At 65.3% G+C, this 25,442-nt stretch carries 24 protein-coding genes; 9 read left to right on the forward strand and 15 right to left on the reverse strand.

The genetic code is table 11. From position 1 onward, the window contains the following. Nucleotide 1 precedes the first annotated feature (1 nt). Nucleotides 2-310 (reverse strand): hypothetical protein, encoded by a 309-nt coding sequence (locus HY058_07945; GenBank protein ID MBI3497221.1) that lies wholly within the window; start codon nt 308-310, stop codon nt 2-4. After that, a complete protein-coding gene (locus tag HY058_07950; GenBank protein ID MBI3497222.1) occupies nt 307-633 on the reverse strand; it encodes an EscU/YscU/HrcU family type III secretion system export apparatus switch protein in 327 nt (108 codons plus the stop codon). Before HY058_07950 ends, HY058_07945 begins: the two co-directional genes overlap by 4 nt. A 229-nt stretch (nt 634-862) precedes the next feature. Between HY058_07950 and flgB the strand changes: the two genes are divergently transcribed. Genes flgB through HY058_07965 form a run of 3 tightly spaced genes read left to right on the forward strand, consistent with a single transcriptional unit; the run spans nt 863 to nt 2,049 of the window. Beyond that, entirely contained in the window at nt 863-1,270 is a 408-nt protein-coding gene (flgB, locus tag HY058_07955) for a flagellar basal body rod protein FlgB (GenBank protein MBI3497223.1), read from the forward strand. A gap of 13 nt (nt 1,271-1,283) precedes the next feature. Further along, complete coding sequence (gene flgC, locus HY058_07960) at nt 1,284-1,694, forward strand: flagellar basal body rod protein FlgC (protein ID MBI3497224.1); 411 nt, start codon at nt 1,284-1,286, stop codon at nt 1,692-1,694. A gap of 49 nt (nt 1,695-1,743) precedes the next feature. Next, a complete protein-coding gene (locus HY058_07965; GenBank protein ID MBI3497225.1) occupies nt 1,744-2,049 on the forward strand; it encodes a flagellar hook-basal body complex protein FliE in 306 nt (101 codons plus the stop codon). Nucleotides 2,050-2,272: 223 nt separating this feature from the next. On the opposite strand, the gene HY058_07970 is transcribed toward HY058_07965, so the two are convergent. The 4 genes from HY058_07970 to HY058_07985 form a co-directional block, all read right to left on the reverse strand. Continuing rightward, entirely contained in the window at nt 2,273-3,877 is a 1,605-nt protein-coding gene (locus HY058_07970) for an ABC transporter substrate-binding protein (protein ID MBI3497226.1), read from the reverse strand. Nucleotides 3,878-3,968: 91 nt separating this feature from the next. After that, nucleotides 3,969-5,561 (reverse strand): sulfatase-like hydrolase/transferase, encoded by a 1,593-nt coding sequence (locus HY058_07975; GenBank protein MBI3497227.1) that lies wholly within the window; start codon nt 5,559-5,561, stop codon nt 3,969-3,971. A 37-nt stretch (nt 5,562-5,598) separates the two neighbouring features. Beyond that, nucleotides 5,599-6,894 (reverse strand): O-acetylhomoserine aminocarboxypropyltransferase, encoded by a 1,296-nt coding sequence (locus HY058_07980; protein ID MBI3497228.1) that lies wholly within the window; start codon nt 6,892-6,894, stop codon nt 5,599-5,601. Between the two features lie 4 nt (nt 6,895-6,898). Further along, the gene (locus tag HY058_07985) at nt 6,899-7,378 is read right to left on the reverse strand and encodes a CoA-binding protein (protein MBI3497229.1); all 480 of its coding nucleotides are present in this window, start codon (nt 7,376-7,378) and stop codon (nt 6,899-6,901) included. A gap of 85 nt (nt 7,379-7,463) precedes the next feature. On the opposite strand from HY058_07985, the gene HY058_07990 reads away from it, so the two are divergent. Then, nucleotides 7,464-8,321 (forward strand): amidohydrolase family protein, encoded by an 858-nt coding sequence (locus HY058_07990; protein MBI3497230.1) that lies wholly within the window; start codon nt 7,464-7,466, stop codon nt 8,319-8,321. Between the two features lie 2 nt (nt 8,322-8,323). On the opposite strand, the gene HY058_07995 is transcribed toward HY058_07990, so the two are convergent. Further along, nucleotides 8,324-9,130: a PhnD/SsuA/transferrin family substrate-binding protein gene (locus HY058_07995; GenBank protein MBI3497231.1), complete on the reverse strand. Its 807-nt coding sequence runs from the start codon at nt 9,128-9,130 to the stop codon at nt 8,324-8,326. 64 nt (nt 9,131-9,194) lie between these two features. Here HY058_07995 and HY058_08000 point away from each other — a divergent pair, with 64 nt between their 5' ends. Beyond that, nucleotides 9,195-10,124: a fatty acid desaturase gene (locus HY058_08000; protein MBI3497232.1), complete on the forward strand. Its 930-nt coding sequence runs from the start codon at nt 9,195-9,197 to the stop codon at nt 10,122-10,124. Here HY058_08000 and HY058_08005 read toward each other — a convergent pair. Next, on the reverse strand, nt 10,121-11,686 hold the full coding sequence (locus tag HY058_08005) for a trimethylamine methyltransferase family protein (protein MBI3497233.1): 1,566 nt from the start codon (nt 11,684-11,686) through the stop codon (nt 10,121-10,123). The genes HY058_08000 and HY058_08005 overlap by 4 nt on opposite strands. Before the next feature lie 99 nt (nt 11,687-11,785). On the opposite strand from HY058_08005, the gene HY058_08010 reads away from it, so the two are divergent. Together HY058_08010 and HY058_08015 are read left to right on the forward strand one after the other, a co-directional pair. Beyond that, nucleotides 11,786-13,153 (forward strand): FAD-binding oxidoreductase, encoded by a 1,368-nt coding sequence (locus HY058_08010; protein MBI3497234.1) that lies wholly within the window; start codon nt 11,786-11,788, stop codon nt 13,151-13,153. A 110-nt stretch (nt 13,154-13,263) separates the two neighbouring features. After that, the gene (locus HY058_08015; protein ID MBI3497235.1) at nt 13,264-13,860 is read left to right on the forward strand and encodes a hypothetical protein; all 597 of its coding nucleotides are present in this window, start codon (nt 13,264-13,266) and stop codon (nt 13,858-13,860) included. A 172-nt stretch (nt 13,861-14,032) separates the two neighbouring features. Here the strand turns inward: HY058_08015 and HY058_08020 are convergent, their stop codons facing one another. From HY058_08020 to HY058_08035, 4 genes are all read right to left on the reverse strand, one after another. Further along, entirely contained in the window at nt 14,033-16,138 is a 2,106-nt protein-coding gene (locus HY058_08020; protein MBI3497236.1) for an ABC transporter ATP-binding protein, read from the reverse strand. Next, complete coding sequence (locus HY058_08025; protein MBI3497237.1) at nt 16,138-16,929, reverse strand: ABC transporter permease; 792 nt, start codon at nt 16,927-16,929, stop codon at nt 16,138-16,140. The genes HY058_08020 and HY058_08025 overlap by 1 nt, the downstream gene beginning before the upstream one ends. An 86-nt stretch (nt 16,930-17,015) precedes the next feature. Continuing rightward, complete coding sequence (locus HY058_08030; GenBank protein ID MBI3497238.1) at nt 17,016-17,948, reverse strand: ABC transporter permease; 933 nt, start codon at nt 17,946-17,948, stop codon at nt 17,016-17,018. 100 nt (nt 17,949-18,048) lie between these two features. Then, complete coding sequence (locus tag HY058_08035) at nt 18,049-19,746, reverse strand: ABC transporter substrate-binding protein (GenBank protein ID MBI3497239.1); 1,698 nt, start codon at nt 19,744-19,746, stop codon at nt 18,049-18,051. Between the two features lie 580 nt (nt 19,747-20,326). Between HY058_08035 and HY058_08040 the strand changes: the two genes are divergently transcribed. Then, the gene (locus HY058_08040) at nt 20,327-21,328 is read left to right on the forward strand and encodes an ornithine cyclodeaminase family protein (protein MBI3497240.1); all 1,002 of its coding nucleotides are present in this window, start codon (nt 20,327-20,329) and stop codon (nt 21,326-21,328) included. Between the two features lie 283 nt (nt 21,329-21,611). Continuing rightward, nucleotides 21,612-22,340: a hypothetical protein gene (locus HY058_08045; protein ID MBI3497241.1), complete on the forward strand. Its 729-nt coding sequence runs from the start codon at nt 21,612-21,614 to the stop codon at nt 22,338-22,340. 1 nt (nt 22,341) lies between these two features. Here HY058_08045 and HY058_08050 read toward each other — a convergent pair whose 3' ends face one another. Genes HY058_08050 through HY058_08060 form a run of 3 tightly spaced genes read right to left on the reverse strand, consistent with a single transcriptional unit; the run spans nt 22,342 to nt 25,431 of the window. After that, nucleotides 22,342-23,220, reverse strand: coding sequence for a phytanoyl-CoA dioxygenase family protein (locus tag HY058_08050; GenBank protein MBI3497242.1), 879 nt, complete (start codon nt 23,218-23,220; stop codon nt 22,342-22,344). 25 nt (nt 23,221-23,245) lie between these two features. Continuing rightward, nucleotides 23,246-24,838, reverse strand: coding sequence for an ABC transporter substrate-binding protein (locus HY058_08055; protein ID MBI3497243.1), 1,593 nt, complete (start codon nt 24,836-24,838; stop codon nt 23,246-23,248). 44 nt (nt 24,839-24,882) lie between these two features. Beyond that, nucleotides 24,883-25,431, reverse strand: a complete 549-nt coding sequence (locus HY058_08060) for a peptidylprolyl isomerase (GenBank protein MBI3497244.1) — start codon at nt 25,429-25,431, stop codon at nt 24,883-24,885. Between the last annotated feature and the right edge of the window lie 11 nt (nt 25,432-25,442).

A 25,442-nucleotide genomic window follows, 5' to 3' on the forward strand; every position in this document is an offset into this window, starting at 1 on the left:
GCTAGCTGCCTGAGCCCGCGCCATAGGCCCGGGCGACGCGGCGCGGGTCGGGCGCCGAGCCGGCAAGCTCAGCCTTGCGCGCCTTGAGCTCGATGCTCAGACGGTCCACCTCCTCGATCATCGCCGCCAGCTCTTGGGCGAGGGCCTTCGCCTCAGGTGCGGGCAGTCGCATGATCGCGCCGCAAAGCGCCTCGGCCGTCGCTTCGAAGTCGGCGAGGTCGACTGGGCGACCGCTGGCGAGCGCGGCGCGGGCCTGCTCGATGCGGGCCTTGGCGTCTCTCAGCTGGCGTTCCACCTCGGCGGCGGTCATTCCAGCCGATCTTCCGGGGCGGGCTCGGCGGGGCGCAGCCGGCTATTGGCCTGGTAGACGTAGGACAGGATCTCGGCGACCGCGGTGAAGGCTTCGATCGGGATCTCGCAATCGATCTCGACCGCGGCCAGGATCTGGGCAAGGTCAGGATCCTCCCGGACCTTCACATTGTGGGCAAAGGCGATCTCGAGGATCTGCTCGGCAACCTTGCCGTAGCCGCGGGCGACCACCTTGGGGGCCGTCTCCGATCCCCAGTCGTAACCGAGCGCTATGGCGAGCTGACGCGGCTGGCGCTTGGGTGGCGGGGGCTCGGGATCAGACACGCAAAAGATCCGGATGCTGGGGTTCTTGAAGCACTATACCGCAAACTCTTGTGATTGGTCATGGGCGCCGTTGCCCTGCCGGCTGGCTTGGCACGACCTTTGCTTCATGGGAGGGCGCGGGGGATGGTCCTCCAGGGGTCTTGGGATACGGCTTTACTGTAGATCGCAATCCCGGTAAATTTAAAATGCTTTTTAGGCAAACTTTGCCGGGTTGGTCGGGAAGGGTATCGTGGATCTGAATAAGATTACGTTGTTTCAGCTGGCCAACAAGCGGATGGGGTATCTGAGCGAACGCCAGCGTGTGCTCTCCGAGAACGTCGCCAATGCCAACACGCCTGGCTTTGTGCCCCGGGACCTGAAGCCGATGGATTTCCGCAACATCATGCGCTCCGAGATGACCCGCCTACAGCCGGCGGTCACCAATACGGCGCATATGACCCGCGCCGCGCAGTCCGGCAGCGTCAGCGAGAAGCGCGACCGCGGCTCCGAAATCTTCGAGACTTCGCCGGACGGCAATTCGGTTTCCCTAGAGCAGCAGATGATGAAGGTGGCGGACACCCAAGCCCAGTACGGACTGACCGCCAATCTCTATCAAAAGCACCTGTCGATGCTGCGCACCGCGATCGGCCACTCGTAGAAGGCGCCGGACCATGGAACTTCTCAATGCGATAAATGTGGCGGCCTCGGGCATGAAGGCTCAGAGCACGCGCCTCAGGGTGGTTTCGGAAAACCTGGCCAATGCCGATACCATGATCGGCGCGGACGGCGTCAATCCCTACCGGCGGCGCCTGGTGAACTTCAAGAACGAGCTCGATCGCGCGTCGGGCGCCAGGCTCGTCAGGGTGGGCGAGGTCGCCCTCGACCGCTCCGACTACAAGATGGAGTACAACCCCACCCATCCCAGCGCCGATCCCGATGGCTATGTGCGCATGCCGAACGTCAACTCGCTGGTCGAGATCATGGACATGCGCGAAGCCCAGCGCAGCTACGATGCGAACGTCACCATGATCGAGAACAGCCGCTCGATGCTGCAGCGCACCGTGGATCTGCTGCGCGCTTGAGAGTAGACTGTAGGCGAGTGGCGGTTCGCGCGATCTCGGGGAGACTCCCATGGTAGTCGACGTCAAGGCGCTGAGTGCGGCGATCCCGATGAAGGCCACCGGCGGCGTCGGTGCGGCCCTGGGCCACACGGCCGGAGGCAAGGATTTCGCCACCTTCGTGCGCGAGGCCGCCGAGTCCGCGATCGGCACCGGCAAGCAGGCGGAGAAGATTAGTATCGCCGGTATCGCCGGCAAGGCGGATCTCCTGGACGTGGTGCAGGCGGTCAGCAATGCCGAGACCACGCTCAGCACCGTCGTGGCAGTGCGCGACAAGCTAGTTGCCGCCTATCAGGAACTGATGCGGATGCCGGTTTAGGCTCGCTTCCCAGCTTCCCTGCGGCCCTCCGATCCCGGCCGCTCTTCGTTCACCGGACCTTAACCCAAGCCGAGCCATCCTAGGTTCGCGGTCGATGCCGCCAGAACCGGCGTCTCGGTCCCACCAGTCTCTGGACGGGAGTGAATAGGATCGCTCCCGATCGGGCGACGACTCACCGGGGGCGGCTCGAGCCGCCTCCGGACCAATTTCCGTCAATCCCGCCTCAGCGCTTCTCGACGTTCCACAGCACGATCCGGCTGCCGAGAAGCACGCCCGAGAGGTTGCTGCGATAGGCCACGGGCTGCACATACTGGCCGAGAGGCACCAGCGGCACGGATTCATAGAAGCGGGCCTGGAACCTCTCGGCGATGGCGCGGCGCGCCTCATTGGTCTCGGCATCGACGAAGGAGCGGCGGATGCGGTCGAGCTCGTCGTCGCAGGGCCAGCCGAACCAGTTCTTGCCGTCGCAGGGCGTCGCCACGAAGGAGTTGCCGACTGGGTTGGAGAGCGACATGGCAAAGCCCGTGGTGTGGAAGATGTTCCAGCCACCGCGGTTCGTCGCCGGCGAGTCCTTGATCGGGCGCCGCGAGATGAGCGTGCTCCAGTCCATGCTCTGGGCCTCGACATTGAAGCCCACCTCCTTCAGCGTCTGCACGGTCATCTGCGAGATGGCGCCGATCACGGTTTGGTCGGTCGGGACCATCACCACCACCGGCTCGTTGGCGTAGCCGGCCTCCTTCAAGAGCTGGCGGGCCTTGTCGCGCTTGGCGCCGGCGGCGGTCCAGTCGCCGAGCCCGATCTTGGTCTCCAAGGGCGAGCCGCAAATGAAGATCGCCCAGCAAGGCTTGCGCAGGCTGGCATCGCCCACGGCCGCCGTCAGATAGGCATCCTGATCCACGGCATACAGCAGCGCCTGGCGCACTTTCGGATTGTTGAAGGGCTGGATCAGGTGATTGGGCCGCATGATCATCTGGTAGCCCAGGGGATTGACCACCTGGATGACCACGTTCGGATTGCCGCGCAAAGTCGCCAAGAGGTCGATGTTGGGATTCTCGAGGTAATCCACCTCGCCCGAGCCCAGCGCCTGGGCGGCGGTATTGGCATCGGGCAGGATGCGCCACTCGACCCGGTCGACCTTGACCACCTTGCCGCCGGCGAGATGCTCGGCCGGCTCCGAGCGGGGTACGTAGGCGGCGTTCTTGCGGTAGACGACCTTGCTGCCCGGAACCCACTCCTCCTTGACGAAGGCGAACGGCCCGGAGCCCACCGCCTCGGTAAAGGCCGTGTTGGGGTCGGTCAGCGCATCCTTCTCGCGCATGATGAAGGGCGGATTGATCGGTTCGGTGACGGAGGCGATCAGGGGCGCGAAGCGATCCTTCATGCGGATCTCGAATGCGAGTGGTCCGGTGGCGACGACGTCGCTCACATGCTGGAACGGGTCTTGTCCCGCTGGCACCTTGATGCCCCACCGCTTCAGCGAGGCAACGGCGTCCTTGGCTTCGACCGGCGTTCCGTCATGCCACTTCATGCCGGGCCGGAGCTTGAAGCGGTAGACGAGCCCATCCGGGCTTGCCTCATAGCTCTCCAGCATCTGCGGGCGCGGATCCATCTTGGCATCGGGCGCCAACAGGAAGTCGTAGATCATGTAGCCGTGGTTGAGCGTGGTGCCGGCGGTGGTGAAGATCGGATCCAGCACCCGGAGATCCGCATCGGGCACGTAGCGGATGACCGAGTCCGCAAAAGCCGCCGGTGCCGCTGCCAGCGACAACGCCAAGCTCAGCACCGCCAAACTCGGAGATCGATTGCCCCGATCCTTCGTTCCACGCATGACCGCCTCCCTTATATTTTCCCGGGAAGAGTGGTCCCGTCGGTCATGGGAGGCAAGGCGGATCCTTCGCGCCAGGCGCTCCCGGCACGCTTCAAGCCAGTGCCGAGGGACGGGGGCTGGTCTCGGCGATCTGGATCAGTTCGCGAATGAGCCGATCCTGCATGGTTCTCAAGGGAGCCTGCGCCGACGGCTCGCCCCACAGATTGCTGAGCTCATGGGGATCCGCAACCAGATCATAGAGCTCTCCCCATGCGACTCCGTCATAGACGGTGAGGCGATAGCGCTCCGTCAGCAAGGTCCGCGCGCGCACGCGTTTGGGAAAGCCCATATAGACCCGCTGGCCTTCCTCCTCGATGACCATCGCGTCCCGGAAGCGCTCGTCTTCGCCGCGGATCACGCGAGTGAGCGAAGCGCCGTGCATACCGTTGAATGGCGCGAGCCCGGTCCGCTCCAGGATCGTGGGCGCGATATCGATGGTACCCGCCATAGCACCCCGGCGCCTGGTCCCTCCTGGCTCGGCCGGCTCTGCCCAGATGAACGGCACGCGGATGATCGACTGATAGTGGAGCGGCCCCTTGAGCAGGAGTTGATGATCGCCCATGAAGTCGCCGTGATCGGAGGTGAATATCACCACCGTGTCCGCTGCGAGCCCAAGCGCGGTCAGGCGCGCGAGAATGCGGCCGATCGCATCGTCGATCATGGTGATCATGCCGTAGGTCAACGCGATCGCCTCGCGCGCTTCGCGTTCGCTGCAGGCAAACAAGGCCGGCGTGGTGGCCAATCGAGTGCCGGCATCGCGCTCGTCCAGGAGCCATGCCAGATGCGGCGGTGCCTGCCCTCGATCGAAATGCCAGCTCGGCGGCAGCGCCACGTCGGCGGCCCGGTACATGTCCCAGTAGCGCCCGGGTGGGGTGAATGGATGGTGCGGATCGGGAAACGAGCATTTGAGGAGGAACGGGCGGTCGGGCGTACGGGCGAATTCCTCCAGGCGCTCGATCGTCTTCAGGGCGACATAGCTCGTCGGATAGAGCGCCTCGGGAATGCGTGTGCGCCAAGCCTGCGGCACGACGATGTCGGGCGCGGGCAAGGCGTTTTCGGCTCCGCGCAATTCCTCGGGATGGGGGTGGCGCTCGGCGAGCCATTGGGTGTAGTGCCCATCGACCTGATCGCCATGCTCGATCGCCAGATCGACCGCCTCGAAGCCGTAATAAGGCAGATCCATGTGCCGACGCGGGTCCTTGCGCCAGCGCTGGGCGAATTCCTGGTCGTAGCGGCCGGGCTCCGGCGCGCTCGCCTCATCGAGGCGCGGCGGCGGCCTCTTCAAGGCGCTGTCGCGCGCATCGGGCACCAGGGGCGGTCTCTCCCACATGTTCTGCAGATGCGACTTGCCGACCATCGCCGTGCGATACCCATCCGCGCGCAAGAGCTCGGCAAAGGTCGTGGCGCGCAAGGAGAGCGGGATGCCGTTGTGACGAACGCCGTGGGATGACGGCATCCGTCCGGTCATCAAGCTGGCGCGATTGGGCATGCAGATGGGAGTGGCGACGTAGAAGCGGTCGAAGGTGAGGCCGCGGCGCGCCAGAGCATCGATATGCGGCGTCTTGACCATTGGATTGCCATAGCAGCCGAGATGATCCGCCCGCTGCTGGTCGGTCATGATCAAGAGGAAGTTCGGTCGCCCCATCGCTCCCGGCTCGTCTGGTTACCGACGGCGCGGCCGCTCACGCCGCCTTGCGCACCGTGCTGGCCAAGGCATGGTCGAGGTCGCGGATAAGATCGTCGGCGGTCTCGAGGCCGATCGACAGGCGAATGACGTCGGGACCGGCGCCTGCCGCCTGCTTCTGCTCGTCCGAGAGCTGCCGGTGGGTGGTGGAGGCGGGATGGATGATGAGCGAGCGCGTGTCGCCGATATTGGCGAGATGCGAGAACAGCTCGACGGATTCGACCACCTTGATGCCCGCCTCATAGCCGCCCTTGACCCCGAAGGTGAAGACCGAGCCGGCTCCTTTGGGCAGATATTTCTTGGCCAGCTGCTGATAGGGGCTGGATGCGAGCCCGGCATAGGAGACCCAGGCCACCTGCTGGTGTCCCTCGAGGAAGGCCGCGATCTTCTGCGCATTGGCGATGTGCCGTTCCATGCGCAAGGCCAGCGTTTCGATGCCGGTGATGGTGAGGAAGGCGTTCATCGGCGCCATGGTCGGTCCGAGATCGCGGAGCGCCATGGCGTGGCCGTAGATCGTGTAGGCGAGGTCGCCGAAGGTCTCGTAGAAGTTGAGGCCGTGATAGGCCGGCTCCGGTGTCGTCAGCGAAGGGAACTTGCCGTCCTTCCCCCAGTCGAACCGGCCGGAATCGACCACCATGCCGCCCATGGCGTTGCCATGTCCGGAGAGGAACTTGGTGGTGGAATGCACGATGAGGTCCGCACCCCATTCGAATGGCCGGCAGAGATAGGGTGTCGCCATGGTGTTGTCGACGATCAGGGGAATGCCCGCTTCCTTGGCGATCTTGCCGAGGGCCTCCAGATCGGAGATGACGCCGCCGGGGTTCGCCAGGCTTTCGCAGAAGATCGCCTTCGACTTTGGCGTGAGCGCCTTCTTGAAGCTCGCCGGGTCCTCGCTCTCCGCGAACCGGACGGTCCAGCCGAACTTGCGGAAGGTGCGGCTGAACTGGGTGACGGAGCCCCCGTAGAGGCGCCGGGAGGAGACGAACTCGTCGCCGGGTTCCATCAGCGGATAGAAGGCGAGAACCTGCGCCGAATGCCCCGATGCGGTGGCGGTGCCGCCGCGGCCCCCCTCGAGGCTGGCGATCCGCTCCTCCAAGACCGCGGTCGTCGGATTGGTCAGCCGCGAATAGATGTAGCCGAAGGTCTGCAGGTTGAAGAGCGAAGCCGCGTGGTCGACGTCGTCGAACACATAGGCGGTGGTCTGGTAGATCGGCGTCGAACGCGCCCCGGTCGTCTTGTCGGGGGCGGCACCCGCATGCACCGCCAGGGTCTCGAAGCCGTATTTCTCGCTCATCGTGCTAGTCCCTCCTGCGCTTGGCGGTGATCACGCCGGAATTGATGCCGTGCCAGCCGAGCTCGCCCGACAATCGGCCATATTCGATCTTCGGACACCGGTTCATGATGACGGTCAGCCCGGCCGCCTCCGCCTTGGCCGCGGCCTCGTCGTTGCGGACCCCGAGCTGCATCCACAGCACCTTCGCCCCGATCTTGATCGCGTCATCGGCGATCGGCGGCACTGCCGCGGACGCCCGGAACACATCGACCATGTCGACCGGCACGGCGATGTCGGTGAGCTTGGCGACCGCCTTCTCGCCCAGGATCTCCTGGCCGGCGACCCCTGGATTGACCGGGATCACCCGGTATCCCTTGTCCTGCAGGTATTTCATCGCGAAGTAGCTCGGCCGGTTCCAGTTGCTGGAGGCGCCGACCATGGCGATGGTCTTCACCCGCCGGAGGATGCCGCGAATATGCGCGTCTGCGTAGCTGTCGTGATCCATCGGCATTGTCGTGCTGTCTGAGGCTGGTAGGATGCGGCCCGCGCCGCACCTCGTATATATGCCGACTTGGAGAGTGGAGCCAGCGATGACCGAGCGGGTCCAACCGCCGATCGCCGAGCCGCGCGGGCCCGGCCTGGCGCCCCCGCCGGGCGCCGTCGACTGCCATGCGCATGTCTTTGCCCCCGAGGGGGTGTTGCCCTATGCCGAGCGGCGCCCCTATACGCCTGCCGCCGGGGTGGACCTCGCGGCCTATACCAATATGCACGAGGCGATTGGCATCGACCGCGGCGTGCTGGTGCATTCCAACATCTACGGTCCCGACAACCGCGTCAGCGTGGACGCCTTGGTGCGCGCGTGGCCGCGCCTGCGCGGCATCTGCCTCTTGCATCCGGATGCCTCGCGGGGCGAGCTCGCGCGGCTGGCGGGCTGCGGCATGTGCGGGCTCCGGATCAATCTCGAATTCCCGGGAGAGATGACCCAGGCCGATGTCGAGGCGATGGCGGCGCGGCTCGCGGCCGTCGGCTGGCATCTGCAGATTCTGGCAGCGGCGCCGAAGCTGGCGGAGATGGCCGATCGGCTGGCGCGCCTGCCGATCGACGTGGTCGTCGATCACATGGCGCTCATGCGTCCGGAATATGGCCTGAACGAGCCGGGCTTCGTCTCGCTCCTGCATCTGCTGGCGACCGGCAAGGTTTGGGTCAAGCTCTCCGCACCTTACTTTGCCGACAGCGGTCCGCCGTGGAAATGGGCCCACAAGGTGGCACGGGCCCTCATCAAGGCCCGGCCCGACCGCATGCTCTGGGGCACCAACTGGCCTCACCCCCTGGCCGATCCCATTCCCGACGACGGCGCCCTCGTCGACTGGATCAATCTCGCCGCTGGCGAGGATGCCATCCGGCGGGCGATCTTCGTCGACAATCCGGTCAAGCTCTACGGGTTCTGAGCTCAGCCTAGTTCCGGATACCCTTGCTTGATGGCAGCCTGCTCGATTCTACCGATCTCCTCATAGGCGCCCTCGGGGATGAGCTCGGCGCCGGCCAGGAGCAGGGCATCGCGGCAGTCTCGGAGCCGGTCGTCGGCGCAGGCGTTCATCAGCCCGGCGCGATAGCGCGCGAGTTGTTCGGGGTCGGCGCCGCCAGCCGTGACATAGGGCAGGCTCGGCGTCGGCGGGCCTTCGGCGACGACGCGCAGGCCAGCAACCAATTGCGGCCGGTGGCGTTTGCCGAGCGCATAGGTGACGCAGTCGATGGCGGCGAGATCGGCCCTGCGTTGCTGCACCGCCAGCAGGCTGGCGACGTGGCTGCCGCTCTCGAAGCTCCGCGCGAGGAACCGGCCACCCCGTGCGTGCGGCGCCAGCATCGCCCGCAGCACATTGTAGCCGGAATTGCTGTCGCGGCTGTTGTAGGCGGCGACCGCGCCCCTGAGATCGGCGAGCGTGCGGGCGGGATGATCCTCGCCGACGACGACCAGGCTCCGGTGGCTGGACCCCTCGCAACCGGGAGCTGTATAACAGGGCGTGGCAATGACCGTGAGCAGACCGCGGAAGTCGTGGGTGAGCGGATAGCCGCAGGTCTGGGCCAAGCACAAATCAGGTCGGCGCCATGGTGCGCGATGGTCCGCATCTTGGCTCAATCGATCGGGAACCGGTGTCACGCCCTGCCGCCGCAAATGCCGAGCCAGGCCGCTCCACCACGCCTCGAGCGCGCCGCGAAACTCCGCTAAATCATACATGCGCAGGCTGGCGACGGACATGGAGCGGCCTTGAGCGGAGGCGCAGCATTGCGCGGTTGCGGCAGTCACGATAATTATCACGGGAATGGGCGAGACGCGGTTGCCTGATGCGGCTTTGCCGCTATGGCGTCGGATCGAGCTGCCGACCTGGATGGTCGCGGCAACGATCTATGGCGTCTGGGGCTTGGCCACCTGGAATCACGCGGCGTTGCCCTGGTGGCTGTTGGCCCCGGTCGGCGGCTACCTCGTTGCCTGGCACGGCTCGCTCCAGCACGAAGCCATTCACGGACATCCCACACACCGTCGCTGGCTTAACACGCTCGTCGCCTTCCCGCCGCTCGGTTTGTGGTTCCCGTTTGCGATCTATCGCGAGACGCACCTCGTCCACCACCGTGATCGCTATCTCACATGCCCGATCAATGACCCCGAGAGCTACTACGTGGACGCCGATCGCTGGGCCGGCATGGGCGGGGTGGGGCGCGGCCTGCTCAGGCTCTTGAACACCCTAGCCGGCAGGCTCGTGCTCGGACCGCCGGTGGTGGCGGTCCGCTTCTGGTGGGCCGAGCTCAAGACGATCCTCGCCGGCGACCGCCAGCGGCTGGGAACCTGGCTCCTTCATATTCTTGCCGTCGCTGCGGTGCTGGCATGGGTGACCCTCATCGCCCGGATGTCGCTCGCGCGTTATCTCATCTTGTTCGCCTATCCCGGCCTCATGCTGACGCTGCTTAGATCCTTTCACGAGCATCGAGCCGTAGCTGCTGTCGCAGAGCGCACCGGGCTCGTCGAAGCGGGGCCGGTCTTTGCGCTCCTCTACCTCAACAACAATCTGCACGCGCTGCATCATGAGGATCCGTCGCGCCCCTGGTACGAGCTGCCGGGAGTCTATCGGCTCCGCCGCCAGGCGCTCATCGCCGGCAATGACGGCTTCGTCTTTCGGGGCTATGGCGAGGTCGCCAAGAACTACCTGTTCTGGGCCCGCGACACGCCGGTGCATCCGCCGGCGGTCATCTCCTAAGCCTTTGCCGCCTTGCGGCGCGCCATGTAATCCTTGAGCGCCTCGCCGATGGCGGGATCCAGGCTCGGCTGGCGATATTCGGCCAGGAGCCGCTTCCACAGCGCGTTCGCCCGCTCGAGGGCGGTGCGGCTGCCGGCCTCGCGCCAGGACTCGTAGTTGCTCCAGTCGGCGAGGATCGGGGCGTAGAACGCGGTCTCATAGCGCGCCAGCGTGTGCGCCGCACCGAAGAAATGCCCGCCGGGTCCGACCTCGCGCATGGCATCGACGGCAAGCGTCGCCTCGCTCACCTCGATCGGCTCGGCGAACGACGCCATCATCTGCAAGAGCTCCGCATCCATCATCATCTTCTCGAAGGACGCGCAAAGACCGCCTTGCAGCCAGCCCGCTCCATGCAGCATCAGATTGGCATGACCCATGAAGGCCGCCCAAACCGACATCATGGATTCCCAAGCGGCTTGCGCGTCGGGCGTGTTGGCGGCGTTGGCGTTGCTCGACCGGTAGGGAATGCGATAGCGCCGCGCGAGCTGGCCCCCAGCGAGCGCCGCCTTGGCGTATTCCGGCGTGCCGAAGGCCGGAGCGCCGGATTTCATGTCGACGTTCGAGGTGAACCCGCCATAGAGGATGGGCGTGCCGGGGCGCACGATCTGGCTGAAGGCGATGACGGCGAGCGCCTCGGCGTTCTGCTGGGTGAGCGCGCCGGCCAAGGTCAGGGGCGCCATGGCACCGGCGAGCGTGAAGGGTGTCACGGCGATTGCCTGGCCCGCGAGCGCCATCTCGGTCAGCCCGTCCAGCATCGGTCCGTCGACGCGGAGCGGCGAGGAGGTGTTGACCACGGTGAAGAGGCCGGGCTCCCGCTGCAGCGCATCCTTGCTTACGCCGCGACCGATCGCCAGCATCTCAATCGCATCTAGAATGCGCTGGCGTCCCAGCGCATAGGGATGCCACACCCGATCGCTCAAGGTGATGTTGGCATAGTAGCAATCGAGGTGACGCGTATCCGGCGGCAGGTCGATCGGCTCGACCGGATAGCCGCCGATGAGATGCACGATGTTGAGGCTTTGCGCCAACCGGATGAAGTTGCAGTAGTCCGGATAGTTGCCGTTGCGCCGTCCCTGATCCAAGTCCATCGCATAGGGCGCGCTCGCCACGGTGGCGAAGTTGATGTGATTGTCGCCAAAGACGAGGCTTCGCCCGGGATCGCGCGCATGGAGCGTGAACGATGGGGGCACCGTCTTCAGCTTCTCCAGGATGAGGCCGCGATCGAAGCGCACCCGCTTCGAGCCCTGGGTCACCTCGGCGCCGGCTGCTTTCAAGAGGGCAAGCGCTTCATCGGAGAGGAAGTCCATGCCGAGCTCCTCCAGCACCTGGAGCGAGGCGTCGTGGATGCTCTCGATGGCATCGGCGCTCAGCACTTCGATCGGTCGATAAGGATTAACGACGGCCCGCCAGGCCGGCTGCTGAAAGCCCGAGGATCGCTCCGCGGTGCGGTCCGGCCGTCGCCGCGGCCGGTCGCGCCGTCCCGGGCCGGCCGGGGTCTCGCTGGACGGCTGATCCGCTGACATGCTACCTCACGGGTTCCGTTCAGGAGAGAAAACAGGCGGCCGCCGGCAAGCTAGTCCGGTGCGCTTGCCGTGTAAACGTTGTGAGGACAGGAGGGGAGTTTGAGCGTGGCCAAGGGGAGCGAGACGATGACGAACGCGGTGCCGAAGTCGGTCGACTATGTCGTGGTTGGCGCCGGCATCCACGGCCTCTCCACGGCGTGGCACTTGGCCATGGAGCTCGAGGCCAAAGGCAAGGGCTCCGGAGCCGATGTCGTGGTCTTGGACAAGACCGGGGTCGGCGCGGGCGCTTCAGGCATTGCCTGCGGCTGCGTGCGCAACCTCTACATGACCGAGCCCTTGCACGCGATCCTGAGGCACTCCGTCGACGTCTGGAGCTACGATCCCGTCGCCTTCGGCTTCCAGCAGGTGGGCTATGTGTCCGCCGGCGAGGCGAACCAGGCGGAGGACTACGAGCGGCTCGCTGCAAGCCAGAAGCGCGTCGGCTATCACTCCGAGGTGCACCATGGCAAGGATGCGAAGAAGTTCCTGCGCAACATCTGGCCCGACTTCAAGACCGACGGGATCGACGTCGTGCTGCACGAGAAGATCAGCGGCTATGCCGGCACCCGCCAGGCGGTGAGCGGGCTGGCGCAGAAGTGCAAGGACCATGGCGTGCGCATCCTTGCCGGGATCGAGGTTGAGGGCTACGACACGACCAACGGCAGGGTCTCCGCCGTGCGCACCAACAAGGGCGACATCCGCTGCGACGCGGTCATCTGGGGCCTCGGCGCCTGGACCCCGAAGCATTGGGCCATGCTCGGCAAGGCCGACACCATCGAGGCCCGCTATGCCGACGGCGAGGCGCAGAAGAAAGACATGTGGACCTATTGGCGCCTGCTCGAGGGCGAGGTCTACACCCCCGACTTCACCTACCGCACCGCGGAGGACCGCGACCCGCCGGTGCTGCACGTGGAGCTCATGAACACGCCGCTCATCGACCAGATGACCGGCAAGGAGCTCTCCGACAACGTCTACATCTACTGGAAGAACGGCGCCGAGCGCATGGACCGGCCCGGCATCCAAGGCGGCACCATGCCGATCAAGATCGGACCGAAGGCGGCAACCGATCCCTATGGCCACGCCAACGATGAGTACCAGGCGGATGCATGGTTCGCGGACTACATGACCTCGGCCATGGGACAGCTCATGGGGCGTTTCCAGAAGTGCCGGCCGCACTTCCGGGAACGCCGCAATGGCGGCGTCGGCGCATTCACGCCGGACAACGTTCCGATCTTCGACTGGGTGGCGCCGAACGTCTACATGATCGCCGATTCAAACCACGGCTTTAAGATGACCGGCGTCGGCAAGCTGGTTGCGCGGATGATGGTGGGCGGCAACCGCGTATCGGAGCTCTTGCCGTTCGCCCTTGACCGGTTCCAGAAAGGTAAAACTTTCGGCAAATCCAATAGTCATTGTCCCTGGGTGTAGTTCGAGAAGCCCTGGGGAGAAGATTTCAGCTGCTAAGGCGACAACCTACCTTTCGCTTTTCAATGCGGGCGACTAGAGTACCGCCAGACTAGAACGGTGGGAGGCGGGCCATGAGCGTCGGCGGAGTTTCCACGGCGAACGCATTTCAGCCCCGTGTGACCCAGGTGCCGGCAGGCCTTGGGCCGGGCGTTCCCCCGCAAGCGCAGGGACAGAACGGGGGCCAGGGCGCCAATCAAACCCAGGGTACGAACCGTACACAAGGCGCCGGTCAGAACCAGGGCACCAACCAAACCCAGGGGACCAATCGCGCGCAAGGCGCTGGCCAAACCCAGGGCACCAACCAAACCCAGGGGACCAATCGCACGCAAGGCGCTGGCCAAACCCAGGGCACCAACCAAACCCAGGGCACCAACCAAACCCAGGGCACCAACCAAACCCAGGGCACCAACCAAGCCCAGGGCACCAACCAAGCCCAGGGCACCAACCAAGCCCAGGGCACCAACCAAATCCAGGGCACCAACCAAACCCAGGGCACCAACCGCACCCAAGGCACCGGCCAGACCCAAGGTAATAATCAGACCCAAGGTGGCAACCAGGGCCAAGGGCAGACGGGCGGGCAAGGGACTCCTGGGGGCGCGCAGCAGGCGGGCCAAGGAACGCCGCCGCCCAATGGCGGGCGGGGCCAGCTCCTCAACCTACACGCCTAGACCACGCGCCGATGGTTGGCGCCGCCGAAGCGGCGCCCCAGACGCTCGCGTTTTGCCCTAGCATGACGGCGCCCTTTAGCTGCGGCGTCTCAGCAGCCATCAGGCCGCGATAGACGTCGAGGCAATCCCTCCTCGCCGGGCGACGGCGAGGGAGCGATCGCGCGTCTTCCGGTCAGTCGTCGGAAACCGGGGACGGAACCGCGCCCGCCGGCGCACCGAACACCGGCGCCATGCGGCCGAGTTCGGCCATCGGGATGTGGCAGGCGATGCGGTGGCCGGAGGGAGAGCGCTGCTCGGCCGGGCGCTCCTCCTCGCAGATCGCCCCGATCTTGCGGTGGCAGCGGGTATGGAAGGGACAGCCCTTGGGTGGGTTGAGCGCGCTCGGCAGCTCGCCCTCGAGCACGATGCGGTTCTGCCGGACGGTCGGATCGGCCACCGGCACCGCCGACAGCAAGGCCTCGGTGTAGGGATGATAGGGCGGGGAGAACACCTCCGCGGTCGTCCCGACCTCCATGATCTGGCCGAGATACATCACCACGACGCGATCGGCGAGATAGCGGACCAGCGACAGGTCGTGACTGATGAAGAGCAGCGTGGTGCCGTGGCGCTTCTGAATGTCCATGAGCAGCTCGGTCACCGCCGCCTGCACCGAGACATCGAGCGCCGAGACCGGCTCGTCCGCCACCACCAGGAGCGGGTCGCCGGCGAAGGCGCGGGCGATGCCGACGCGCTGTTTTTGCCCGCCGGAGAGCTGCCGTGGCCGGCGCGAGGCGAAGGCGTGAGGCAGCTTCACCTGCTCGAATAGGCGGGCGACACGCGCCTCCACCTCTTTCGTATCGCGCACGCCGGCGATCTTGCGGATGACGCGGGCGATCTGGCTGCCGACCGAGAAGCTCGGATTGAGCGTCTCGTCGGGATTCTGGAACACCATCTGCAGCGAGCCGAGCTGGCCCGCCGAGCGCTTGCCGACCGGCAGCTGCGCCAGATCGATGCCGGCGAAGTCGATGGTGCCTTCGCTCGCGGTCTCAAGACCCATCAGCACCTTGGCGAAGGTCGACTTGCCGCAGCCGGACTCGCCGACGATCGCCAGAGTCTGGCCTTGGTGCGCGCGGAAGCTGAGGGCTTCGTTGGCTTTGACCGTGCGCGAGCCGTGGCCGGAGATGAGCGCGCCGATCGAGCGGTCGCGGACGTCGTAGTGCTTGCTGAGATTGCGGATCGCCAGCACGATTTCCGCTTCCGAGGCTGGCAGCCTGCCGCCCGCGAGATTGGCGGGGCTCTCGGCTTCGAGCTCGCGCCAGCGCAGGCAGCGCACCTCGTGGCCGCTTTGGATGGGCTCGAGAGCGATCGGTTCGGCGTCGCAGCGGCCGGCGACGAACGAGTCGCAGCGAGGCCCGAAATAGCAACCCTGCGGCCGCTCCGAGGGCAAGGTCACTTGTCCGCGAATGGGAACCAGCGGCCGGGCGGTCTTGTCCGCGGTCGGCAATGGGATGCAGCCGAACAGGCCGCTCGTGTAGGGATGCCGCGGCCGCGCGAACACTTCTTCGATGGTGCCGGACTCGACGATCTGCCCGGAATACATGACCGCCACCCGGTCGCAGACTTGCGCGATCAGCCCGAGATTGTGCGAGATGTAGAGGAGGCTGGTGCCGAAACGCTGCCGCAAGCCGGCAATGAGCTCGACCACGCCCGCCTCGACCGTCACGTCGAGCCCGGTGGTCGGCTCGTCCAGGAGCAAGAGGGCGGGGTTCGCGAGCAGCGCCATGGCGATCACCACCCGCTGCTGTTGTCCGCCGGAGAGCTGGTGCGGGTAGGCGGCCATGATGCGGTCGGGATCGGGCAGGTTGACGTCGGCCAAGAGCTGCCTCGCCCGGGCGCGGCCCTCCGCCGGACTGGCGCCGGCGTGATAGATCGGCACCTCGGCGAGCTGCTCGCCGATCGTCATGGAGGGATTGAGAGCCGACATCGGCTCCTGATAGACCATGGCGATGCGGGCGCCGCGGATCCGGCGCAGCTCCTCCGGCGAGAGGCTCGCCATGTCGCGGCCGTTGAACAGGATGCGTCCGCCGACGATACGCCCGGCGCGGCCGAGGTAGCTCATCACCGCATAGGCGATCGTCGATTTGCCGCAGCCCGACTCGCCGACGAGGCCCAGGCTCTCTCCCGGCCACAGCTTCAGGGACACATTGGTTACCGCCGGCATCTCGCCGGCGCGCACGAAGTAGGAGAGCGACAGAGCGTCGAGCTCGAGCAGCGGTATTGCGGATTCGGTATCGACCATCAGTCTCTCAGCGAGACCTCGCGCAACCCGTCGGCCAGCAGATTGAAGCCGAGAATCAGCGAGGATATGCCGATGCAGGGAAAGATCACCATGTGCGGGAAGGCCATCGCCATCTGACGGGTCTCGTTGATCATGCCGCCCCAATCCGGAGTCGGCGGCGGCAGGCCGAGGCCGAGGAAGCCCAAAGTTCCGATGGTGATGACGACGTAGCCGAGGCGGAGGCAGGCATCGACGATGAGCGGTCCGCGGGCATTCGGCAGGATCTCCACCAAGAGGATGTACCACAGCGCCTCGCCGCGGAGCTGCGCGGCGGATACATAGGCGCGGTTGCGCAGGTCGAGGACCAGGCCGCGCACGATCCGCATGCAGCCAGGGGCGCTGGCAAAGGTGATGGCGATGACGATGTTGACGCCGGACGCGCCGACGGTGGCGATGATGATGATGTAGAGGACGAGCACCGGGAACGACAGGATGATGTCGCCGAGGCGCGACAACAGCTCGTCGATCCAGCCGCCGCGGTAGCCGGCGACCAGACCCATGACGATGCCGACGACATAGGCGCAGAAGGTGGCGAGCGGCGCGTAGGTCAAGACCGTGCGCGTGCCGAAGATCATGCGCGAGAGGAGGTCGCGACCGATGTGATCGGTCCCCAGCCAGAACACCCCGCCCCCCGGGGCCGGATCGCCGGGCATGGCGAAGGGGACGAGCGTGGCGGTCGGGCTGAACGGCGCCAGCCACGGCGCCAAGACGGCGACCAGCACCCAGAAGGTGATGATGCCGGCGCCGATCATGCCGACCGGACTCTCGCTCAGCAGCGACAGCACCCGCAAGATGCGCACCGGCAGCGAACGACGTAGGGGCCGGGCCAGGGTCGCGGTCACTGGAAGCGAATCCTCGGATTGAGGAAGGTATAGCCGACATCGGCGATGGTCTGCGTCGTCACCGCGACGAAGACCGAGACCATGGCGCAGGCCTCGATGAGGTAGATGTCCTGGTTCAGCGACGCCTCCAGCAGCGTCGCGCCGAAGCCCTTATAGGCAAAGAAGAATTCGACGACGATCACGCCCGACAAGAGCCAATTGATCTGCAGCATGATGACCGTGAACGGCGCAATCAGCGCATTGCGCAGCGCATGCCTGAGAATGACCCGCCAGTAAGGCAGGCCCTTGAGGATTGCGGTGCGGATATAGGGCGTGGTCATGACCTCGGCCATGGAGGCCCGGGTCATGCGCGCGACATAGCCGAAATCGTAGAGCACCAGGGCCGCGACTGGCAGCACCATCTGGTTCAGCCGCCAACCCTCGGACATGGTGGACGTGCCCGGGAGCCATCCAAGCCAGAAGACGAAGGTCGCGGTCAGGAACACCGCCGAGGCGAATTCAGGAACCGAGGTGGTGACCACGCCGGCAACCGTAATCGATCTGTCGAGCTTCGAGCCCTCGCGCATGCCGGCGAGCACGCCGAGGCTCAAGGACAAGGGCACCATGACGGCGAGGACGGACCCGGCGAGGATGCCCGTATTCGCCAACCGCGGCCACAGGACTTCCGCGACCGGCACCTTGAAGCGGATGCTCGGCCCGAAATCGCCGGTCATGAAGTGGCCGAGCCAACTCAGATACCGTACGTAGAAGGGACGAAAATAGCCGTTCTGCTCCAGCCAGAGCTGGCGCTGCTCGTCATTGGTGTAGGGGCCGAGCACCTTCTGCGCGACCGTGCCGGGCGAGATTTCCATCAGGAGGAAGACGAGCACCGACACGGTGATCATGGTCAGCGCCATGAGGCCGAGGCGTCGGGTGATGAAGATCAACATGGCGAGAAAGCTTCTGCGCCGACGAGGCGGCAGCCGCCGGGTCGCCGGCGGCCTGTGAGGCCGGCGCGCATTGGCGCCGGCCTCATGGCAAGACGCGTTTTCAGGCCAACCACACCTTGTTCATCTGGTGGTAGTTGGTCGGATGCAGCTTGTAGTCCTTCACCCGCTCATGGGTGGAGGAGAATATCGAGCGCCACAGAGGCTGCGCGATGATCGCGTCGTTCTGCAGCGTCTTCTCGAGACCCTCCATGAGCTTGCGCCGCTCGTTGGCGTCGAGCGTGGAGCCGGCGGCGTCGAGCGCTTTGTTGAAGGCCGGGTTATCGTAGTGGGTCTCGTTCCAGGGCACGCCGGAGCGATAGGCGAGATTGAGCACCATGACCCCCAAGGGTCGGTGCGTCCAGCCGGTGAATCCGAAGTCGGTCTTGTCCCAGATCTCCCAGTACTGGGTGCTGGGGAGCACGTTGAGCTGGATGCGAATGCCGGCCGGCTTGCAGATCTCGGCAATCGCCTGGCAGGCGGCGAGCTCCCAGGGCGGTTCGCGCTTGAGGTCGATCTTGACATCGATCCCGTTGGCATAGCCGGCGTCGGCGAGCAGCTTCTTCGCCAGCGCATAATCCTGCTTCACCACCGGCAGCTTGAAATACTCCGGATGAATCGGAGCGACGTGGTGATCCTCCGCGAGAGCGCCGCGGCCGCGATAGGCGACCTCCAGCAGCTTCGGGTGATCGAGGCACGCCAAGAGCGCCTGGCGCACCCGCTTGTCGGTGAACGGCTTCTTGTCGACCTGCATGCGGGCGACCGCCGTCTGCGCGGTGATCGCCTCGTGCAGCACGACGTTGGGGATCTTCTTCACCACGTCGAGCTGCTCGACGAAGGTTTCATGGACCATGTCGACCTGGCCCGAGGCCAACGCCGAGAGTCCCGCGGCGGGGTCGTCGCCATGATCGACGTAAGTGATGCTGTCCAGCAACGGCTCATCGCCCCAATAGCCCTGCCGCCTGGCCAGCACGATCTTTTGGCCGACCGTGTATTCCTTCAGCGAGAATGGGCCGGTGCCGATCGGGTTCTTCGACAGGTTGGCGCCCATCTCGTCGAACTTCCGATGCACGATCGCAGTCGGGTAGTTGTAGAGGTTCTCCGGGACCGCGAGCTCGGCGCGGTTCAGGTGCAGCTTGACCGTGTGCGCGTCGACCTTTTCGATCGCGCCCGGGGTCATGCTCTTCGAGATCATCTTCGCCCCTTTGGCGTCGAGCTTACCGGTGTCGGTCGCCGTGACCATGGAGTCGAACAGGCCGAGATTGGACGAGCCCACCTTCGGATCGAGCCAGCGGGTGAAGTTATGAACGACGTCGTCGGCGTTGAACTCATCGCCGTTCGACCATTTCACGCCCTGGCGCAGCTTGAAGGTCCAGGTCTTGAGGTCGGTGGATGCTTCCCACCTCTCGGCGAGGAAGGGGCGGGTGATGTTGTCCGACCCGGTGATGGCCATGTATTCCAGCATGCCGCGCGCGACATTCGACTTCTCCGTCCAGTCGAACTTCGCCGGATCGGTCATCTCCTGGCAGCGCATCGAGCATCGCAGGTTGCCGCCCTTCTTCGGCGTCGCGGTTTGCGCGCGGGCTTCGGGAACGATGGATTGGCCCATGATCTTGCCGGCCATGGCGTAGGCGGCGGGCGCCGAGACGCCCAACAACGTCGCCGTGCGCAAGAACTCGCGCCGGTCTATCTGTTGCTTGCGGAGCTGCTCGGCGAGCTCCGGGATATACGGATGCTGCTTCTCCCTGTCAGACTTCGACATCGTGATCCTCCTGTTTCGTGGCGTCGGCAACCGAGCCTGCGGTCGTCAGGCCGCTCCCGTCAAAATTCCGGGTCCCCATGGCGCACCGATTTGGCGGAGCTGCCCGAGAGTTTCATCACCTCACCCTGTCGATCCGCCCGTATTCGGGCCTTATACGATTATTCATTTGTTTACTTGCGGGTAGCGAGCTTGGCAGCCAGCGCAAGTGCGCGAAAGGGAATGATCGACCCGTTGCCCGGCGACTGTCAAACGCTTTCGGCCCGCGCTTTAAGCCCGCGTCGCCTCGGCCAAGAAGACCATGTCCGTCGCCTGTCCGGCGTCGGTTGCGGCGACGCGTTGCCTCAAGTTTGGGCGATTGGTGGGCCGAGTGGGCGGGGGTCTGCCCACTCGCGACATCGAGCGCGTCCACGGCCATGACCGCGCGCCGCCTGTTCGAGCCGAGCGTGATCCCGTTTCCCGACCCCTGCATCGCGCGGAAGGCGTGGGACAAGGTGCTGGATCCCACGGACGGTCGGCATGTGAAGACGTGGCGCCCGACGGCGAGCACGTCTTAGAGTGGGCTCGTTCGCAGGAGGGATTGATGGAGCCGATCTATATCACTTACCTCAGCGGCCCGGATGTTGCGGCCTTGGCGCTGACCGACGATGAAATTCTGGACGCGATCGAGGGACAGCTCATCGCCCAGGGACGCGGCCAGACGGTGATCGAGCCGCGCATGCATCTGGTTCCCGACGAGTCCGTCCATGGCCATTTCAACGTATTGCGGGGAGTGGTGAAGCCCCTGGGCTACGCCGGGGTGAAGATCGTCGGGGACTACGTCGACAACTACAAGCATGGGCTGCCTTCGGAGATGGCGCTCTTGAACCTATTCGACCCGATGACGGGCATGCCGAAGGCGGTCGTCGACGCCACATGGATCACCGACATGCGCACCGGCGCCGTCACCGCACTCGGTGCCAATCACCTCGCGCGCAAGAGCGCGCGCGTGTTGGGACATATCGGCGCGCGCGGCACCGCCTATTGGAATGTGCGTCTGATGGACAAGTTGTTCGACTTCGCCGAAATCCGCGTCCATTCGCGCCGTCCGGAGAGCCGGACCGCCTTTGCCGAGCGATTGTCGCGGGATCTCGGCAAGACGGTGATCGCCACCGAGGACTGGCGGAGCTGCGTCGAAGGCGCCGACATCGTGGTCGAGGCCTCGCGTCTGAACGAGCCCGCGCCCTTGCTCAAGACCGCGTGGATCAAGAAGGGGGCCTGCGTGATGCCCTACGGCACGATGAGCGCCGTCGAGCTCAGCTTGACCGACATCATGGACAAGCTGGTGGTCGACGATTGGGGGCAGGTCGGCTCCGGGCCGTTCGGCGCCTTGCGCGCCCATGTCGATGCCGGGAAGCTCAGCCGCGAGACGCTCCACGCCGAACTCTGCCAAATCGTCTGCGGCGACAAGCCCGGGCGGGAGCGCGACGACGAGACGATTCTTTTCTGGCATCGCGGCCTGAGCCTGAGCGACATCGCGCTCGGCGCGGCGATGCTGGAGAAGGCGAAAAGGCTCGGCATCGGCCAGACGCTGCGCTACGCCTGAGCCGCGCCCGCGGCTTGAGCGGTTGCGCGCTTCGCGCATGGCTCGCATGCGGCCCTTGGCCGTGATCACGTTGCCGTGAACCCTTGCGACGTCACCCAAGCGACCCAGATAAGCCTCACGAACAACGGCTCGGCTGACACCGCTCCTGGTGCGGCTGGTCCGCCGAGACGGCGGATGGGTCGATCCCACGCAGGATCGGCGGCTACGCAACGTGACATGAGGAAGGATTGCCGTGCTTCATCTAACGACGCTGCTGGAAGTGCCTGCGCTCCGAAGAACCGGGGTGCATTCGAGTTTGTGGGCCCTGGTCTTGTTCGGTGCCGCCCTGCTCATGGCCGGTGGTGCTGGAGCCGGCGAGATCGACCGCAATCTCGGTTCGATCGCTCCTTTCGAGGATCGGGCCGGCCTGGCCAAGGCGCTGGCCTCGGCGGTGAGCGACGAGGCGATCTGCCTCGGTGTCGCCAAGCAGGGGAACAACGTCGAGCTTTCGCGCAACAGGCGCACCGCCGAGCCGCAGACCGGAATCATTTTCCCCACACTGGTCGATAGTACGACGCCTGGACGCCTGCGCATCGAGCTCGAGTCACTGACCCATGCCGGCTTAATCGAGCTGGCGACGGTCGAAGGGTTCGAGACCTATCGGTTGACCGAGCGGGGCCATCAGGCCTACGACCTCGGACGGCGGGACTTCTGTCTGCGCGGCGTCGAGCTGGCCGGCATCGTCGAGGTGTCCGACCGCCGGCCAGAGGCCGATGGCGGCGTCCGCGGCGCTGCCCTCCAGTTGGCGGAGCTTGCAGGAGATGGCGGCAATGAGGCGCAGCATGAGTCGCAACGCCAAGCCTATGTCGTCTATCGCTATCGTGTCGTCGCGCCGACCGGCTGGGCCCGGAACGCCGGCTTGAAGCGCATCTATCCGGTGCTGAAGAACCTGGACGGCGGCACGGCCGTGGCGCTCATCCGGGAATCGAAGGACGGGTGGAGTCTCGTTGAGACGGTTCCTGTCGCCGGGTGAGCTAGCCCGCATACCAAGTGTCGTCGCTGTAGAACGGGCCGGGGTTTTCCCGGAGCTTCTCGTACTTGCAGAGCTGGGGCTCGGTTCCGAGCGGGGTGGAGACGCCGTTGCGGAATGCCCACTCGCCGCGATCGCTGTTCTCGGCCTTGACGTAGCTGGAAAGAGCGAAGGCGCGGTCAAGGTCCGAGCGGTTCGGCTCCGAGCCATGCACGGTGAGCAGGCTCCAAAGCGCGAGATCGCCCGGCTCCAGCTCGAGATCGACGATGCTTGCCGGGGCGAGCCCGGCCTGGCGCAGCTCCTGGACCTGGGTCTCGCCCTTCATCAGCGGGCCGTCATCCGAAAGGCCCAAATAGCCACTGAGATGGCTCCGCGGGATGACGCGGAGGCAGCCATTCTCCCGCGTGGCCGGGTCGATCGCGAGTCCCGTCGTCACATAGGAGCTCATGAGGTCGCGAAATGCGTCCTTGCGCTCTCGGAACCGCATGTCCTGGTGGAAGCGAAACCCGGTGAGCCCGGCGCCCGGCGGCTTCCAGTGAAACTGCTGGGCGACCTGCTTGATGTCGCGGCCGAGCAGCGGCGAGAGGATTTCATAGTAGCGTGGGTCGCGGCGGAGCGCCTCGAAATACGGGCTGATCCAGGAGAACCAATGGGCCTGCAGGACATAGCGCTTGCCGGCGAAGGACTCCGGCAGGATCTCGAACAGCAGGTTGCGGTCGCGGTAGGTGGTGTGGTGCTTCAGGCCTTCGCGGTAGATCCGCCTGGTTTCGGCTTGCACGTCACGCATTCGCGCCGTGGTGAAGAAACCGCGCACCACGGCGTAGCCCGTCTCCCAATAGTGGTCGACGTAATCGCGGCTCTCATGCGCGACCGCGAGAGCCATGGCTCACGCTTCCGCAGCCAAACGACTATTCGCGCCACACATTGTCGTAGCTCTCGTAGGGTCCGAGGCCGGTGGAAATGACATTGTGAAAGCGCTTGTTGACGAAGTTCGGCCATTGCATTTCGAGCATCCAGCCGACCGGAGCATCATCGACCAGGATGCGCTGCACCTCTGAATAGAGCTTCTGCTGCTCGCTTTCCGATAGCGCCACGGCGGCCTTGGCGAAAAGCTCGTCGACCCGCGGATTGGCGTAGCCGCCGATATTGGTCGAGGGAATGCCCTTGCGGATATTGGTCGAGATATAGGCCCGTGCCACTCCCAAGGCCGGGTCGGCAAACTGGCTGAGATAGTTCCAGGTGAGCTCGTATTCGTAGTTGGTGGTGCGCTGGACCCAGGTCGGCGTATCCACGGGCTCGATATCGAGCTGGATGCCGACGCGGCCCAGCGTTTGCCGGCTGTACTCCGCCAGCCGGTTCCAGACCTCGCCATAGGGGAGCGGCATGGCCTTGACGTGGACGCGCACGCCGTCGGCCCCCGGCTTCAGGCCCATCTCGTCGAGAAGGGCGGCCGCCTTCTTCGGGTCGTAGGCGTATTTGGGCAGCGATGGATCGAAGAACCGCGTGGTGCTGGCGATCGGTCCGCTGGCGATCTTGCCCATGCCGAAGAACAGCTTGTCGCGGATGAAGTCGCGATCGAGCCCGTACAGGAGCGCCTGACGGAAGCGCTTGTCGTTGAGCGGCGGGTTGCGGACGTTGAGGTCGAGCCACATGATCGGCGACAGGAACTCATAGCCCTTGGTGGTCATCGAGAGATGCGGCAATTGCGCCAGCCGCGCCACGTCATAGGGCTCGACCGCATCGAATTGCGATTGGTCGACCTGGCCGGACTCCAAGGCCAAGGCACGGCTGGCGGCGTCCGGCAGGAAGCGGAAATAGATCTCATCGAGATAGGGCAGCCCCGGCTTCCAGTAGAGCTCATTGCGCACGAAATGGATGTAGGAGCCGCGCACCCATTCCTTGAGCTTGAACGGCCCGGTACCGACGGGGTTGGCATTGGCGGGGTTCTGCCGGTAGTCGGTGCCTTCGTAGAGGTGCTTCGGCACCATCGGCGCGCTCGACACCTCGAAGGCGTGCAGGAAGGGCGCGAAGGGCTCCTTCAGGTGATAGACGACGGTGTTGGCATCAGGCGTCTCGACCGAGGCCACGCGCTGGAAATTGCCGCGCGCGCGGGCATGCACCTCCATCAGGAACACCTGGGTCGAAAAGACGACATCGGCCGAGGTGAAGGGCTTGCCGTCGTTCCACTTGACGTTTTCTTCGAGCTTGAAGGTGTACGTGAGGCCATCGGGCGAGATCGACCAGGATTTCGCCAGCGACGGCATCGGCTTCAAATCGAAGTCGAAGGTGAGCAGACCCTGAAAGATCTTGCCCCCGGTGACCAGTACCGGCACGAACTGGCTCAAGGGCAGCATCAACATCGGCGGCTCGGGCTGCAGGAGAATGGTCATGGCGCCACCGCGCTTCGGCTGCTGCGCCTGGGTTTCCACGGCCGGCAACGAGAACAGGCACGCCAGGGCCACGACGGCACCGGTCAGGAACCGGCCTCGAGCACGCAACATGGTTTCCTCCCTCGGTCGATGGCAACGGGCCGATGAACCCGACGCTAGGGCTGATCGGCAGCGAGCGACATCTTCACGATCTTGTCGGGACTGGCGACGGTTCCGTTGCGGTTTCGGTCGCCCTTCTTGATCTTGTCGACGAACTCCATCCCCTCGATCACCCGGCCCCAGGCGGTGTACTGGCCGTCGAGAAACTTCGCGTCGGCAAAGCAGATGAAGAATTGGCTGTCGGCGCTGTCGGGCGATTGCGCGCGTGCCATCGACACCGTGCCGCGCACATGCGGGGTCTTGTTGAACTCCGCGGGAATCTTCGTTCCGGAGCCGCCGGTGCCGTCGCCACGGGGATCGCCGGTCTGCGCCATGAAACCCTCGATCACCCGGTGAAACACCAGGCCGTCGTAGAACCCGGACTTCACCAGGGCCTTGATCCGCGCCACATGCTGCGGGGCGTTTTCGGGTAGGGTCTCGATCACCACGCGACCATCCTTGAGGTCGAGATAGATGAGATTGGCCTTATCGGCGGCCTCGACCGAGGCGGTGGAGGCGAGCATGGCGGCCAGCAACAGCGCGAGCGTAGTCCCTTTGAGGCGCATGACGAGGCATT

This window comes from Pseudomonadota bacterium, from assembly GCA_016195085.1.
In the GTDB taxonomy this organism is placed as follows: Bacteria; Pseudomonadota; Alphaproteobacteria; order SHVZ01; family SHVZ01; genus JACQAG01.

What these genes read in the sequence shown, in the direction of transcription:
- HY058_07945 (MBI3497221.1), bottom strand. Translation starts at nt 310, where the DNA reads ATGACCGCCGCCGAGGTGGAACGCCAGCTGAGAGACGCCAAGGCCCGC.
- flgC (MBI3497224.1), top strand. Translation starts at nt 1,284, where the DNA reads ATGGAACTTCTCAATGCGATAAATGTGGCGGCCTCGGGCATGAAGGCT.
- HY058_07965 (MBI3497225.1), top strand. Translation starts at nt 1,744, where the DNA reads ATGGTAGTCGACGTCAAGGCGCTGAGTGCGGCGATCCCGATGAAGGCC.
- HY058_07970 (MBI3497226.1), bottom strand. Translation starts at nt 3,877, where the DNA reads ATGCGTGGAACGAAGGATCGGGGCAATCGATCTCCGAGTTTGGCGGTG.
- HY058_07975 (MBI3497227.1), bottom strand. Translation starts at nt 5,561, where the DNA reads ATGGGGCGACCGAACTTCCTCTTGATCATGACCGACCAGCAGCGGGCG.
- HY058_07980 (MBI3497228.1), bottom strand. Translation starts at nt 6,894, where the DNA reads ATGAGCGAGAAATACGGCTTCGAGACCCTGGCGGTGCATGCGGGTGCC.
- HY058_07985 (MBI3497229.1), bottom strand. Translation starts at nt 7,378, where the DNA reads ATGGATCACGACAGCTACGCAGACGCGCATATTCGCGGCATCCTCCGG.
- HY058_07990 (MBI3497230.1), top strand. Translation starts at nt 7,464, where the DNA reads ATGACCGAGCGGGTCCAACCGCCGATCGCCGAGCCGCGCGGGCCCGGC.
- HY058_07995 (MBI3497231.1), bottom strand. Translation starts at nt 9,130, where the DNA reads ATGTCCGTCGCCAGCCTGCGCATGTATGATTTAGCGGAGTTTCGCGGC.
- HY058_08000 (MBI3497232.1), top strand. Translation starts at nt 9,195, where the DNA reads ATGGGCGAGACGCGGTTGCCTGATGCGGCTTTGCCGCTATGGCGTCGG.
- HY058_08005 (MBI3497233.1), bottom strand. Translation starts at nt 11,686, where the DNA reads ATGTCAGCGGATCAGCCGTCCAGCGAGACCCCGGCCGGCCCGGGACGG.
- HY058_08015 (MBI3497235.1), top strand. Translation starts at nt 13,264, where the DNA reads ATGAGCGTCGGCGGAGTTTCCACGGCGAACGCATTTCAGCCCCGTGTG.
- HY058_08020 (MBI3497236.1), bottom strand. Translation starts at nt 16,138, where the DNA reads ATGGTCGATACCGAATCCGCAATACCGCTGCTCGAGCTCGACGCTCTG.
- HY058_08025 (MBI3497237.1), bottom strand. Translation starts at nt 16,929, where the DNA reads ATGATCGGCGCCGGCATCATCACCTTCTGGGTGCTGGTCGCCGTCTTG.
- HY058_08030 (MBI3497238.1), bottom strand. Translation starts at nt 17,948, where the DNA reads ATGTTGATCTTCATCACCCGACGCCTCGGCCTCATGGCGCTGACCATG.
- HY058_08035 (MBI3497239.1), bottom strand. Translation starts at nt 19,746, where the DNA reads ATGTCGAAGTCTGACAGGGAGAAGCAGCATCCGTATATCCCGGAGCTC.
- HY058_08040 (MBI3497240.1), top strand. Translation starts at nt 20,327, where the DNA reads ATGGAGCCGATCTATATCACTTACCTCAGCGGCCCGGATGTTGCGGCC.
- HY058_08050 (MBI3497242.1), bottom strand. Translation starts at nt 23,220, where the DNA reads ATGGCTCTCGCGGTCGCGCATGAGAGCCGCGATTACGTCGACCACTAT.
- HY058_08055 (MBI3497243.1), bottom strand. Translation starts at nt 24,838, where the DNA reads ATGTTGCGTGCTCGAGGCCGGTTCCTGACCGGTGCCGTCGTGGCCCTG.
- HY058_08060 (MBI3497244.1), bottom strand. Translation starts at nt 25,431, where the DNA reads ATGCGCCTCAAAGGGACTACGCTCGCGCTGTTGCTGGCCGCCATGCTC.